We start from the raw sequence: 14,437 nt of genomic DNA on the forward strand, positions 1-14,437 counted from the left end.
GTGTTTGACCTCAGTCGTTGCCGATGAACACAGCCGCTTGCGCGCTCTTGCTCAGCACGTGTGCACGGCGTGCCGGGCCAGGCGCATTGGCGAGCTGTTCGAGGGTGTCTTCGGGGTGTATCAACGTCGGGCCATTGCCCAGCTCCTGAAGCGCCAGAAGCGCCAGGTCTTCAGCCTTGGGCAACGTCATGGTGAGGGCGTCGGGAATGTTCAGTTTGACCATGGCATCGCGCATGGTAGGGGTGTCCACGGTACCGATGACCAGGTTGAGCACATCCACACCACGATCTTTCCACTCCGCCCATAACGACTCGCCGAGGTTCAGCGCAAACCCTTTGGTGGCAGTGTACATCGCCAGTTTTCGAATCCCGCCCAACGCAGCCTGGGAACCCACCAGCAGCAATCCACCTCGCCCGCGTTCCAGCATGGCGGCACCGAAGGCATGGCTGCATTGCATCACAGTCAGGCAGTTGAGTCGCAGCAAGGCGCCCCAGTCGTCGACCGAAGTATCGAGAAAACGAGTGATATAGGGGTCGCCCCCGGCGTTGTAGATAAACAGGCCGACTTGCCGCTTACCAACAGCCGCCAACAACTGCTCACAGGCATCGGGATGGGACAGGTCCTGGATGAGCACCAGCACCTCAACGTCATACCGTTGCTCCAGATCATTTTTCAACTGCGCCAAGGCTTCGCCACGGCGCGCCACCAGCACACAGTTAAGGCCACGCTCGGCGAGTGCATGGGCAAATGCGGCGCCCACCCCATGCGAGGCACCGGCGATCACTGCCCACGGACCATACTGATGCTTGAAGGCGTTATCAGGAACAGACATAAACACTCCGAAAACAAAGGCCCGGCGGCAAGCCACCGGGCGAGGAAGGCTTCACCGCGTCAGGCGACTGGCGGCAGGTCGATGTGGCTGGCGGAGGCGCCAATGGCGGTACTGCCATAGACCAGGACGCGCCGCTCGATTTGCGCCATGAACAGGTGCAGCAAAGGTTCGTCGTATTCCGGCCCGGCGCTTTTGACAAAGGTTTCCAGCGCTGCATCGATCTCGCTGTAGTCACTGAAGGTACGGTCCAGCAGTGCTTGCGCGTCCTGTTGCTCCAGCTTGCGCAAGTGCAACTCCATGGCATCGCCACGGCCCAGGTATTCCACCAGCTTGCTCACTGCGCGCAATTTGGTTTTCTGGAAATCGCTGGCAACCTCGACTTGGGCCAAGGCATCGGTCAGCATGGTCAGCAGCTGTGCATTTGGGCCTGTGCCGACAATGTCCAGATTCGGTTTTTGCAGGGGAACACCCATGGCCTCGGCCAGCGCATGCACCACCACCCGGCGCAGGGCGATATCAAATTCGGTGTAGGTATCATGCGGGTCACCCGGTTGTGGCGTGGCCACCGATGCCGAGAACTGCATGGTGCTGACCGTGGCGAAGAGCGCGGTGTGGTAACGCACCACATCAGGCTCCGCCGGTTCGCCAGTCACTTGCTGATAATAACGATACAGATCCGCAAAACTGTCCCCGAGCGGCTCGTAATTGTCGCGCATGCGCGCCGAAGCCAGGTCGGCCAGAGGATCACCGATCATGGCGAACTCAAAATCGTAGAGGCCATGTACCTGTCCGTTCTCGAACAGAAACTGCCCCGAATCGTACTGAACGAAAGCAGGCCGGGTTCGGTGCTGTGGCACATTGCGCCGCAGCCAACCGAGGGCGAATTCGGCCAGAGGCTGAGGCTTGGTTTTATTACGCGCATACAGCGGGTAATAGGCTTCCAGACCCGCCAGGGTAATGTCCTCGGCACCTTTGGGCAGGCTGATACCCTGATCGATAAAGGGTTGCAACGGCAGTTGGTGCATACGCACCATGGCATCGACCCACTGGCGTGCAACCCCATGACGTTCGGCATCGCTCTTCGCCGTACTGACGTCACGGCTACCCGGCACCAACTGCATCAGGATGGCTTGCGGGTCTTCGCAAAAGCCGTAGATATGCGGTACGGGCACGCCTTGCTGACCGAGCAAGGAGAGAATGTCCGCCTCCCGGCGCAGATCCGGGAATGGACTGACATCCCCACCGCGCTCGCCCCGAATATGCAACTGAAGGGTTTCGCCATCGCGTTGCAGCTCAAGGTTCCAGGCCGGGCGCCAGCGCAGCAGACGCTGCATGGCGGTGATTTTCCCGCCCAGTAGACCTTCGACAAAGGTACGCAGCTTTTCTTCGACCGGATCACAGGTCACATTTGTTGTTGGCATACATGTCTCCCTCAGACGCTGATATCCAGCGCCGCTATCAATGGGTGCTGGTAACACCAGCGCTCGGGCCGCCCACGTGCTCCAGCGGTACGCCCTTTTTCTTCGCCAGGTCAGCGGTGTCCAGGTACTCGCGCCAGGCACAGATAAGGCCTTGCTCGTTCAGCTCGTACACCGCCACCATCGAATGCGGCATGGGGACGCCATTGCTGACGCAGTAATCATCGCGTTCGGTCATTACCACTCGCTCGGAAGAGACGATGTGGCGCGTGTTGCAGTGGTTATGCGTGACATAACTCATCTGCCGCTCTATCTCCTTGCGCAGCGCGTCACGACCACGGATCACCGGACCACCGGGTACCCAAAGTTGCCAGACAGCGTCGTCGGCAAAAGTGGCCATGATGCGTTCGATATCCGGGCGGCTGCCGTCGCTGCCATCGCCCCAGGCGGCCAGCATGTCGAGGATGAAGCGTTCCTGTTCGAGTGCCATGAAACGGGCTCCAGTGCAGTGAATTGATCGGGATCAGATCGAGGCTTGGGGCAGCAGGAAATTGCGCACCACCGGCACCATCGGCGTGCCGCAGCTCATGCCGCCGTCTACGCGCATCAGAGTGCCGTTGACGTAGGCGGCGTCGTCGCTCGCAAGAAATGCGGCCATGGCGGCGATGTCTTCCGGCTCGCCCAGTTGCGGTACGTTTTGCAGGTCGAGAAAAGCGCTCTTCATGGCCTCGTTGGCCCAGCTTTCCATGGCCGGCGTGCGAATGACCCCCGGCAAAATGCCGTTGCAACGAATGCCGCGTTTACCAAAGGTGGCGGCGATGGTTTGCACGTACCAATTGAGCGCAGCCTTGGAGGCGCCGTAGCTGAACTGGGAGATTTCGCCGGCGATCGAGCTGGTGGACGATGTGAACAGAATCGAACCGCTGCCCTGAGCTAGCATGTGCGGCAAGGCGTATTTGCACGCCAGGACACCGCCCAGCACGTTGACACGCATGCAGTTGTGGAACAGCTCGGTGTTGAAGTTGATGAAGTCGATATCGCGGGTGGTGGCCGGGTTTCGGTACACCGCATTGTTGAACAGCACGTCGATACGGTCGAAAGTCCGGACAGTCTGTTCAACCATCTCCCGCAGGGCGTCTTCCTGGCCGACATCCACTTGCAATGCCAGGGCATTGGCGCCGATTTCAGTCGCCACGGCCTGCGCGGATTCGGCGAATAGATCGGTGACCACCACGGTGGCGCCTTCCCTGGCAAAACGCAGTGCCGAAGCGCGGCCAATGCCGCTGCCCGCGCCAGTGATCACGCAGACTTTGCCGTCCAGGCGTTTCAGAATCTCGCTCATGAATAGGTCTCGGGAACGAAGAAAAAAATCGGCGTCCGAGGCGAACGCCGAAAAGGGCGCACGATGTCAGCGGGTTTGACCACCAGCGATGGTCTGTGGGTTGGCTTCACGCTCGGCGACCGGTTCCTGGCGGTAGCGTGTAGGGCCATTACCGAACATGCCGTACTGGTCACGGGTGAAGTCGTACAGCGAGTAGGAATCCTGTTGCGGATTGTTGGGAATACCGTAGGCCTCGATGTTGTACTGCGAGCCGGTACGGAACAACGCACCGCTGTCGTCCCAGGCGTCGTAGACAGCCGCGCCAAAGGTGTCTTCGTCGATGTAGTAGCGGCGCTTTTTCTGCGCGTGACGCACGCCGTCCTTGCGCGTCGCTTCCACCACCCAGACACGGTGCAGCTCCCAGCGTTCACAGGCCGGATTGATGTGGTTGGGCATGAGCTTTTTCTCCATGTCGCAACCCCATTTCAGCGTGTAGTTGCTGTAGGGAATCAACATTTCCTTCTTGCCCACCAACTTCCAGTCAAAGCGGTCCATCTTCCCGGAGAACAGGAAGATTTCGTCGTAGAACGCTACCCCGCCGAACGCCGAGTTAGGGGTGTCGTAGTTGAACTCCGGAGCCTTGCGTACACGCCGCTGGCCGGTGCTGTAGCTCCAGGCGTAGCGGGAGTCGGTGACCGGGTCGAGGTAATCCCAATACCCGGATGCCTGCCCGGCCGTACGGGCCGGCGCGACGACGTGCGACCAGATACGCTGGGCGATTTTCGGATCACGCCCTGGCACATCCATTTGATAGAAAGGTTTTTCGCCGGTGGAACGGTTGGTGTTGGTCAGCGTGATGTGGCCCTCATTGACCACATAGGCACTGTGGTTCCAGTCCCAGCCATTCACGCCCTGATAGTTGAGGATGTAGTTCCACATCACCTCGCGGCCATCGCGCGGCAGCGGGAAAGGCAGGCCGCCACGGCACGCTTCGCTGATCGACAGACCATCGTTCTCGGTCTTGCAGTCTTTACGAGTGGCGTTGCGCTGGGTAGCTGCCAGGAAGTTTGCTGGAAAGGTGGCGGTCCGGTGGGTGGGGTACACCTCAAGGTAATAAGTGTCGGGGTACTTTTTGAGCAACTTCAGCTGCCCGGCCGTCATCTGGTCAGCGTACTGGTCCGCGTTGCTTGCGGTAATGCGCAAGCGTGGCTTTTCATTGGCAAACGGGTTCGGCCAGGTCCCATCGCCAGGCACCATGCCGGCAGGGACTTTCAGACCACCGTCGTAAGCCGGAATAGTGCCCGCCGCGTTGCCGGCGACAATCGAACCAAACGCCGTTAGCTTGCCGCCCAGGTCCGCTGTAGTGAAGCTCTCATCAGCCACCGCCGACCCCGCCAAAGCTATCGCCACGAGGCCTATCGCATAAGAATTAATCTTCATGACCTTCTCCATTCGGATGGGAGATCACCGAGCCCGGTGATCACTGCATTGCATTTCAGGGGCGGTTTAGAACGCTGTGCTGACGGTCAGGGAGACCCAGTTACGGTCGGACAGTCCAACGTCGCCGGAACCGCCGACGACGGTTTTGCCAACGCCGGTGACATCGGCGTAATGGCGTTCGCTGCCGTAGCCGATATAAGACAGCGTCACGTCCATGCGCTCGTCGTAGGTGCCCTTCACACCGGCCTTCCAGGTGTATTTCCCTTCGTTGCCTCCCCCTGTGGCGGCATTGCCGCTGACGCCGTAATCCACGCTCATCGGGGTAGAAATATTCCAGCCGGGGAACACCCCCAACCACTGCGGCGCAAAGCTGACGGCAAGGCCGACATAGTTGTCGGTGGCGCAGCCGAAGTGTTTGTCCTGCCCCGCCGGGCAGCCGCGGTAGCCTTCGCCCTTGAACAGCTCTTCATGCTCTGTCACCTTTTCCACGTGACTGAACGCCATTTCGGTGATCAGGCTGCCGGTGTCGAAGTAATTGGTACGCGGCAGCAACCAAAGGCTGTTGACCACCAGGTGCCAGGTATCACCTCGGGCGCCCTCGTTGTCGACGGTGCTGATGTTGCTGGAGATCAGGGAAGTGTTCTGGCGATACGACAGGTCTACCCCCACGGAACCGCCACCCAGTACCGGTCCTGCGGAGTAACCCAGGCCATAAAGCTTGACGTTGTTGGCGTAAACGTAGCGGGCGAAAGTCGGCGCCACTTGCAGGCCCCACGGGTTGTAATCATCGAACTCGCGGTAGTACAGGCTGACTTCCGAGTGCAGATAGTCGAAGCTGTAGGTACCCATCACGCCCCAGTTGCCCTCGTCCTTGGGCTTGAGCGGATCGATCAATGGCCGTGTGAAACCACTGAACAGCGGCAAGCGGTCCGGGCCTTCCAGTGCGATGTCGGCGGAGGCCAGATAAGTGCCGCCCTCAGGTGCTCGAGTAGTGTCCCATTCGAAGAAATATTGCGCCGCCAGCGACAACTTGTCGGTGACCTGCGCCTGGGTGGAAATCTGCGTCAACGGCAGGAAGATTTCGCGCGTCTCGGTGCCGGGGTTACTCACGGCTTTGCGCCCGTCCAGCGGTGCTTGTGAGTAGGAAATGGCATGCCCGGCAATCAACAAGCCATTGCCCCAATACACGGTGTGCCGGCCGGCACGCACACTGACCGGAATGTCGCCAAGGTCGAAGCGGGTAAACGCAAAGGCGTCCAGCAATTCGCCGCTGGGTCCGCGGTGGTAGCGCTTGGTAAAGTTGGAGTAATGGCCGTTGGTATAGCTCGGCGTACTCTTACCCGGAAATGCGCCGGGGTAGAAGACATTACCATCGCTGGTTTCGACATCGGTGTCTTCGTACGCCTGGTCGTACCAGGCAGCGCCGCTGATGCGAAAGCCGTTGTACTTCTTGTAGGCCACCTCCATTTCGCTCATCAGGTCGACGCGATTGGTCACCACATCGCCTTTATCAAATTTGGAATCAGACTCGTCGTAGGTGGCGTTGTTGGCCAAGGCATTGTCACGCCCCTCAGCTCGCACGCCGACGTTGTAGCGAACGGTGTTGTCCCAGCGCGCGGTGAGGTCCGGATTGCCGGTATCAAACTCGGCAGCCTGACTGTTGCCAACGGACAAGACACACCCGATCACACTGAGCCAGATGGCCAGGCTTAACGGCTTTGGTTTTGCGTCGATCATCAACACTCCCTTCCCATTCTTTTTGTTATTGGCAGCCGAAGTGCCGGGCCGTTTCAACCGCGCCGAAGAGCGCTGGCCTGAGGGCTTCGGTATGGCTGAAGTAAACGGGACAGGGAGGTTTGGGCACAACGATTGGGAGCATTGCTGAAATGCATTTGATATTGATCAAATGCCAAAGAACATTCCGGTATTCAAATATCCAATACCACCCCGCTGTTTTTGTGATTTTACGATCCACCCCCCCCTCCCTAGACTCCGGCCAATAACTAGGCAACGCCGCTCTCCTGGCGCCGCCATGACAATAAAGCCTGGAGGATGAGCATGAGTGCGTCCCCGTCTCTGGATGACAAATACATCCAGCACAGCGGAAAAGTTTTACTCACCGGGATTCAGGCGCTGGTGCGCCTGCCTCTGATGCAGCGCCAGCGCGATCTGGCCAATGGTCTGAATACCGCCGGGTTCATTTCCGGCTACCGTGGCTCGCCGCTGGGTGGTTTTGACCAGGCTTTGTGGAAGGCTCGCGACTATCTCAAGGAGCACCACACGGTGTTCCATCCGGGCATGAACGAAGACCTCGCGGCCACGTCGATCTGGGGTACCCAACAGGTCAATATCTTCGAAGGTGCGACCTACGACGGCGTGTTCGGCATGTGGTACGGCAAGGGCCCGGGCGTCGACCGCTGCGGCGATGTGTTCCGTCACGCCAACGCTGCCGGCACCTCACAATTCGGCGGTGTGCTGGCGATTGCCGGTGATGACCATGGCGCCCGTTCCTCCTCGCTGCCCCATCAGACCGAGCACATTTTCAAAGCGGTCATGATGCCAGTACTGGCGCCATCGGGCGTGCAGGAATACCTCGACTACGGCATGCACGGCTGGGCCATGTCGCGTTATTCCGGTTGCTGGGTTGCGCTCAAGGCGGTGGCCGATACCGTGGAAAGCGCGGCCGTTGTCGACATCGATGTTCATCGCGTACAGCCAATCATTCCCGATATCCCGTTGCCCGAAGGCGGCTTGAATATCCGCTGGCCTGACCCACCCCTGGCGCAGGAACAACGCCTGCTGGAACACAAGCTGTATGCCGCCCTCGCCTATGCCCGGGTCAACCGTCTCGACCGTATCGTGATGGACTCGCCGAAAGCGCGTATCGGCATTATCACGTCCGGAAAGTCGTACCTCGACGTGTGCCAGGCGTTGAAAATCCTCGGCATCGACGAAACACTCGCACAGCAGATCGGCCTGCGCGTGTACAAGGTCGGTATGGTCTGGCCGCTGGAAGCTGAAGGCGTTCGGCAGTTTGCCGAGGGCCTGGAAGAAATCGTGGTGGTCGAAGAAAAACGCCACATGATCGAGTACCAGTTGAAGGAAGAACTCTACAACTGGCGTGAAGACGTGCGCCCGCGCATCGTCGGCAAGTTTGACGATAAAGGCGAATGGAGCCAGCCTCACACCGGCTGGTTACTGCCGGCTACCAATGACCTGACCCCGGCAATGATCGCCCGTGCGTTGGCCAAGCGTATTTTGCGCCTGCATCAGAATGGTCCGCTGCAAGTAAGCCTGGCGGTACTGGACGCACAACTGGCCAGCAAAGGCCAGTTCAGCAACCTGATGGAACGCGTGCCCCACTACTGTTCCGGTTGCCCGCACAACACCTCGACCAAGGTCCCGCAGGGCAGTCGTGCGCTGGCCGGTATCGGTTGCCACTACATGGCGGCCTGGATCTATCCGCAGACCCAGACCTTCAGCCAGATGGGCGGCGAAGGCGTGGCATGGATCGGCCAGGCACCTTTCACCAAGACCCGGCACGTCTTCGCTAACCTGGGCGACGGCACCTATTTCCACTCCGGCATTCTCGCGATTCGGGCCGCCATCGCGGCCAAGGTGCAAATTACCTACAAGATTCTCTACAACGATGCCGTGGCCATGACCGGCGGACAGCCTGTGGACGGCAGCCTCAGCGTTGCGCAGATCAGCCGACAGCTCGCGGCCGAGGGCGTGCAACGTATTGTGGTCGTCAGTGACGATGTCGAGAAATATCAGCACATCCGTGATCTGGCAGACGGCGTGCCGGTGCTGCGTCGCGACAAAATGGACGAAGTGCAGGAACAGTTGCGCCAGTTCCAGGGGGTGTCGGCAATCATCTATGACCAGACCTGTGCCGCGGAAAAACGCCGGCGGCGTAAACGCGGCAAATTCCCAGACCCTGCACGTCGGGTCGTGATCAACGAAGCAGTATGTGAAGGCTGTGGCGATTGCAGCAGCAAGTCCAACTGCATGTCGGTGGTGGCGGTGGAAACCGAGTACGGCCGCAAGCGTGAAATTGACCAGTCTTCATGCAACAAAGACTTCACCTGTCTCAACGGTTTTTGCCCGAGTTTTGTCACGGTCGAAGGTGGCGCCTTGCGCAAACCCAAAGCCCTGGCGGCCGCGAAGGATGACGTGTGGGATTTGCCGACGCCCGCGACCGTAGCGCTGGTTGAGCCTTACAGCATCCTGGTCACTGGCGTGGGCGGTACGGGCGTGGTGACCATCGGCGCCCTGCTGGGAATGGCGGCGTTCATCGAAGGCAAAGGCACGCTCAATCTGGACATGGCCGGCATGGCACAAAAAGGCGGTGCGGTGTGGTCGCACATTCGCATTGCCGCGCACCAGGAACAGTTGTTTGCACCGCGGATTGCCGAAGGTGAAACCGCCCTGCTGCTCGGTTGCGACCTGGTGGTCAGCGCCAACACCGAAACCCTGTCCAAACTGCGTCATGGCGTGACCCATGCCTTGATCAACAGCGAAGAAACCATCACCAGCGCCTTTGTGCGCACCTTCGCCCAGCAGGCGGAAACGGGTGATTTGCTGAAACACCCGGACCCGACCTTCCAGACCGGCAACATGTCGGAGCAAATCGCCGAAGCGGTGGGCACTGAGCAGGCGGATTTTATCGACGCAAGCAAAATCGCCACGGCCCTGATGGGTGATTCGATTGCGACCAACACCTTCATGCTCGGCTATGCCTACCAGAAGGGCTGGTTGCCGGTGGGTAAAGCGGCGCTGCTACAGGCCATCGAACTGAACGGCACGGCGGTGCCCTTTAACCTCTCGGCCTTTGACTGGGGTCGGCGCAGCGCCCATGACCTGCCACGGGTATTACGCAAACTGCAAGCCGGCAAGGTGCAAAGCCCGGACCGCTTACTGTCGCAAAGCTTGGAAGAAACGCTGGCACGGCGCATGGAGTTTCTCACTGCGTACCAAAACTACGCCTATGCCCAACGCTACCGCTATCGTGTCGAGCAATTCATCAAGGCGGAAACCGCACTGCTCGGACAACCCGGCAAGCTGTCGGCGAGTGTTGCCCGTTACTACTTCAAAGTGCTGGCCATCAAGGATGAATATGAAGTAGCCCGTCTGTTTACCGACGGCCAATTCCTGGAAAAAATCCAGGCTGGCTTCGAAGGCGACTATCGCCTGCGCTTCCACCTCGCTCCGCCGCTGCTGAACGATAACGGCTCCGGCCGTGAACCGAAAAAACGCAGCTTCGGCCCCTGGATGCTGCAAGGCTTCAAGCTGCTGGCCAGGCTCAAGTTCCTGCGTAATACCTGGCTTGATCCATTCGGTCGTACCCATGAGCGCAAGGTGGAACGCAATTGGCTAGCCAACTACGAGCAGATCCTCGACGAAGTGCTGGCGGGCTTGACCACCCACAAACTGGGCCTGGCCCAGGATCTGGTGGAATTGCCTGAAAGCGTTCGCGGCTATGGTCCGGTCAAAGAGAGATTCCTTGGCCATGCGCAACAACGCCAGGCGCAATTGCTGGAGCAGTGGCGCAATGGCAACACCGCCCAGTTCCATGATGCCGGCCAGTGCAACAGCAAAATCGCCGTCACTCAACTCTAAGCCTTGCCCGGGCTGAACATTGTGCAGCCCGGGATGTTGGTTCATTCAACAAGGTCAACCCATGAACGAAGAACTGGCCAGAAATTACCGTGAGATTCTCCACGGCGTAGGTGAAAATCCAGAACGTGAAGGCTTGTTGGACACGCCAAAGCGCGCAGCAAAAGCCATGCAGTACCTCTGTCATGGCTACCAGCAAAGCCTCGAACAAATCGTCAATGGCGCACTGTTTGAATCGGACAACGATGAGATGGTCATCGTCCGGGACATCGAACTTTACTCCTTGTGCGAACATCATTTACTGCCGTTTATTGGCAAGGCCCATGTCGCCTATATACCGACAGGCAAGGTGCTGGGGCTGTCGAAAATCGCGCGTATTGTCGACATGTTCGCCCGCCGTTTGCAGATCCAGGAAAACCTGACACGCCAGATTGCCGACGCCATTGCCCAGGTGACCGATGCCGCCGGGGTGGCGGTGGTGATCGAGGCAAAACACATGTGCATGATGATGCGTGGTGTGGAGAAGCAGAACTCGGTGATGAGCACCTCGGTGATGCTTGGCGCGTTTCGTGAGTCGTACAACACTCGCCAGGAGTTCTTGCAACTGATCCGCGGCCGCTAGGCGCGTGTGCCGGGCTCATCCCAGGCACACCGCTTGCCACTCAACTGAGCATCATCATCCCGCCGTCAATCACGAGTGTCTGACCGGTGACAAACCGTGAACCGTCGCCGGCAAGAAACACCAGCACAGGGGCCAGGTCCCGGGCCGGTTCGCCCAGCTTGCCGCCGATTGGCACTTGGCCGGCCATGTACGCATCGTGTTGCTGCAATTGCTCGGCGCTCATGCTCGCGCGGGTGGCGTCGTACATCGGCGTCCACATCGCCGGAGCAATCGCGTTGACGGTAATGTCCAAGGGCCCCCACTCCCGCGCCACCGTGCGCGTCCACGCCAGTACGGCGCCCTTGCTGGCGGCGTAATGGGCCTTGCCCGGCTGTCCGAGTACGCCTGCGGCAGAGGCGAAATTGATGATGCGCCCGCCGCTGCCCTTGAGCAGCTCATAGGCCGCTCGGTTGGTCAGGAAGGTGCCACGGGTATTGACCGCAAAGACCTTTTCCCACTCGTCCAGCGTGATGCTGTCGGCGCTGGCATTGGGCGCGATGCCCGCGGCATGCACCAGCACATCCAGGCCGTTGAGCTGTTCGCTGGCCCAGGCAAAGGCCGCGTCCACCGATTGGCTGTCAGCGATGTCACAGACTCGCGAGTGCGCCCAACCACCACCGTCACCCGTTATCGAGGCTGCCTCGCCCAGGTCGAGACTGACGACATGGGCACCCTCTTCCACAAACGCCTTGACCACTGCCGCGCCAATGCCGCGGGCGCCCCCCGTGACGATGATCCGCTTACCGGCCAGTTGCATGGGCTGTTCCTCTTGTCTGGATATATCAGGATAGTTGCTCGATACGTTGCAACGCCGTAGCGATCAGGCGCAGCGCCGAGGCGTGGTGTTTTTCACCGGTGACCCTGCAGGCTTTACCTGCACAGGCACGTGCGTGGCTGACTTCGAGAAAAATGCCGAGCTTGAACCCAGCCAACACCAGGTACCAAGTCAAGTCCGCCAACGAGCGTGAGCTGCCGGCCCGGTAATGGGCGACCAATTCATCGCTGCTGCAAAAGCCATCCCAGGGATGCACTTCGATGGTGCCGGCGCCACGACCCTCGGCATCGGGCCAGGTCACCACCAGCCAGGCGAGATCGAGTAACGGATCACCGACGGTGGCGAGCTCCCAATCGACTACCGCGGCGAGCTCTGCGTCGTCGTGCCGGAACATGACATTGGACAGGTGAAAGTCACCGTGCTGGATACCGGCCTGGAACTGCTTCGGGCAATGATCGCCCAACCAGCTGGCTAATCGTTCGAGCCCCGGCAGACCCTTGGCGCCGGGCCAACCGGGATAGTCTTTGACACTGTCCAGCTGCGCCAGCCAGCGTGAGACCTGACGCTGGTGAAAACCCTCAGGCCGGCCAAAATCCGCCAGCCCCACCGCCTGGTAGTCAATTTCGCCCAGGCGCAACAGCGCATCGACCATGGCCAGCCCCATGCGCCGGCGCATTTCAGGCTGCTGCGCATGAGGCGCCGGCAAACCGGTCGCGCAGTTGGGATTGAAACCCTGTATTGGTTCCATCAAGTAGAAACTGGCACCCAAAACGCCTGGGTCAGTACAATCGGCAATCAAACCGGCATGGGGCACTTGCGACCCCGCCAATGCCTTGAGCAAACGCGCTTCACGGGCAATCGTCTTGCCGCCGACTTCGCGCAGTTCCCTGGAAGGCCGACGCAGGACGAATTCACGCGAACCGCGCCGAAAGCGCAGCAGCAGGTTTTGCGTGCCTCCGGTCAAACGTATCGGGGCTTCGATGGGGCCGCGCTCCAGGCCTTGACTATCCATCCAGTCGGCCAGGCGCTCGAGGTCGACCAGATCCTGCCAGTCGTTCATGGATTGCGCTCGCCAAGGCTGGCCAATACGTCGGCGTATTTTTCCCGGGCACGGGCCTCGGCGGTGGGTCGATGGTAATCGGGGAACAATTCGTCGCAGGGCTGATAGTCGCGCAGCAGCTGTTTGGCAACCGTGACTTTGTGCACCTCGGTTGGCCCATCGGCCAGTCCCATCTGGAAGGAGCGCACGATGTAGCCGGTAAAGGGCATTTCTTCACTGACGCCCAGCGAACCATGCACATGCAAGGCGCGGGCGGCGATGTCATGCAACACCTTGGGCATGACAGCCTTCACTGCGGCGATGTCCTTGCGCACTCGCTTGTAGTCCTGGTACTGATCGATGCGCCACGCCGTGCGCATTACCAGCAAGCGAAATTGCTCCAGCTCGATCCATGAATCAGCAATTTTTTCCTGGATCATTTGCTTATCCGCCAAACGGCTGCCCTGGGTACTGCGCGACAGGGACCGCTCACAGAGTGCATCAAGGGCTTTTTGCGCCTGGCCAATCACCCGCATGGCGTGGTGCACGCGGCCACCACCGAGCCGAACCTGAGCCACGACAAATGCCTGACCGGGCGCACCGAGCATGTCGCCCGAGGGCACTCGCACCTTGTCGAATGACAGATAAGCATGGGTGGCGGCGGGGTCATCGGCGATACCGACGTTACGGATAATGCTCACCCCGGGCGCGTCAGCGGCGACGATGAACATAGACATGCCTTCATACACCGATACGCTTTTATCGGTGACCGCCATCACGATATAGAACGCTGCGTAGCGGGCATTGGAGGCAAACCATTTTTCGCCGCTCAGCAGCCAGTCATCGCCATCGCGCACCGCTTCGGTGGTGAACACGGCGGGATCCGCGCCACCTTGCGGCTCGGTCATGGCGAAGCAGGACACGATATCGCCATCGAGCAGCGGTTGCAGGTAGCGCTGCTTCTGCGCCGGGGTGCCGTAATGGGCGAGGATTTCCCCGTTGCCGGAATCGGGGGCCTGGCAGCCAAACACAATCGGGCCAAACAGCGAACGACCGAGAATTTCATTGATCAATGCCAGGCGCACCTGGCCATACCCTGCCCCACCCAGCTCCGGCCCCAGGTGACAGGCCCACAATTTGCGTGCCTTCACCTGCGCTTGCAGCGGCTTGACCAGCTGCTTGAACAACGGATCGTGGATATTCCACGGGCTGCCCAGCACATGATCGAGGGGCTCGACTTCCTCACGTACAAACTGCTCGATCCAATCCAGTTCCGCCTGTATCTCGGGGTCGGTCTGAAAGTCCCAGGCCATGGTGTGTCTCCTAGTAAAT

General features: G+C 59.9%; 11 protein-coding genes. 2 read left to right on the top strand and 9 right to left on the bottom strand.

Features of this window, described 5'->3' with window-relative positions:
- Nucleotides 1–10: 10 nt before the first annotated feature.
- From HGP31_RS19200 to HGP31_RS19225, 6 genes are all read right to left on the bottom strand, one after another.
- Nucleotides 11–832, bottom strand: coding sequence for an SDR family NAD(P)-dependent oxidoreductase (locus HGP31_RS19200; RefSeq protein ID WP_168758436.1), 822 nt, complete (start codon nt 830–832; stop codon nt 11–13).
- 59 nt (nt 833–891) lie between these two features.
- The gene (locus HGP31_RS19205) at nt 892–2,253 is read right to left on the bottom strand and encodes a phosphotransferase family protein (protein ID WP_168758437.1); all 1,362 of its coding nucleotides are present in this window, start codon (nt 2,251–2,253) and stop codon (nt 892–894) included.
- A gap of 37 nt (nt 2,254–2,290) precedes the next feature.
- The gene (locus HGP31_RS19210; protein WP_168758438.1) at nt 2,291–2,740 is read right to left on the bottom strand and encodes a nuclear transport factor 2 family protein; all 450 of its coding nucleotides are present in this window, start codon (nt 2,738–2,740) and stop codon (nt 2,291–2,293) included.
- 33 nt (nt 2,741–2,773) lie between these two features.
- Complete coding sequence (locus HGP31_RS19215) at nt 2,774–3,592, bottom strand: SDR family NAD(P)-dependent oxidoreductase (RefSeq protein WP_205896178.1); 819 nt, start codon at nt 3,590–3,592, stop codon at nt 2,774–2,776.
- 66 nt (nt 3,593–3,658) lie between these two features.
- Nucleotides 3,659–5,011: a DUF1329 domain-containing protein gene (locus HGP31_RS19220; protein ID WP_168758439.1), complete on the bottom strand. Its 1,353-nt coding sequence runs from the start codon at nt 5,009–5,011 to the stop codon at nt 3,659–3,661.
- Nucleotides 5,012–5,077: 66 nt separating this feature from the next.
- Nucleotides 5,078–6,748 (bottom strand): DUF1302 domain-containing protein, encoded by a 1,671-nt coding sequence (locus HGP31_RS19225; RefSeq protein ID WP_168758440.1) that lies wholly within the window; start codon nt 6,746–6,748, stop codon nt 5,078–5,080.
- Between the two features lie 321 nt (nt 6,749–7,069).
- On the opposite strand from HGP31_RS19225, the gene HGP31_RS19230 reads away from it, so the two are divergent.
- Together HGP31_RS19230 and folE are read left to right on the top strand one after the other, a co-directional pair.
- On the top strand, nt 7,070–10,633 hold the full coding sequence (locus tag HGP31_RS19230) for an indolepyruvate ferredoxin oxidoreductase family protein (RefSeq protein ID WP_168758441.1): 3,564 nt from the start codon (nt 7,070–7,072) through the stop codon (nt 10,631–10,633).
- Nucleotides 10,634–10,694: 61 nt separating this feature from the next.
- On the top strand, nt 10,695–11,252 hold the full coding sequence (gene folE, locus HGP31_RS19235) for a GTP cyclohydrolase I FolE (RefSeq protein WP_095967353.1): 558 nt from the start codon (nt 10,695–10,697) through the stop codon (nt 11,250–11,252).
- Nucleotides 11,253–11,292: 40 nt separating this feature from the next.
- On the opposite strand, the gene HGP31_RS19240 is transcribed toward folE, so the two are convergent.
- From HGP31_RS19240 to HGP31_RS19250, 3 genes are read right to left on the bottom strand one after another with little or no spacing between them, the layout of a single operon-like run.
- Entirely contained in the window at nt 11,293–12,048 is a 756-nt protein-coding gene (locus HGP31_RS19240) for an SDR family NAD(P)-dependent oxidoreductase (protein WP_168758442.1), read from the bottom strand.
- A gap of 25 nt (nt 12,049–12,073) precedes the next feature.
- A complete protein-coding gene (locus HGP31_RS19245) occupies nt 12,074–13,126 on the bottom strand; it encodes a phosphotransferase family protein (RefSeq protein WP_168758443.1) in 1,053 nt (350 codons plus the stop codon).
- Nucleotides 13,123–14,418 carry an acyl-CoA dehydrogenase family protein gene (locus HGP31_RS19250; RefSeq protein WP_168758444.1) on the bottom strand — a complete coding sequence of 432 codons (1,296 nt, stop codon included), beginning with the start codon at nt 14,416–14,418 and terminating at the stop codon, nt 13,123–13,125. The genes HGP31_RS19245 and HGP31_RS19250 overlap by 4 nt, the downstream gene beginning before the upstream one ends.
- Nucleotides 14,419–14,437 lie beyond the last annotated feature (19 nt).

The organism is Pseudomonas umsongensis (assembly GCF_012647205.1).
GTDB lineage: Bacteria > Pseudomonadota > Gammaproteobacteria > Pseudomonadales > Pseudomonadaceae > Aquipseudomonas > Aquipseudomonas umsongensis.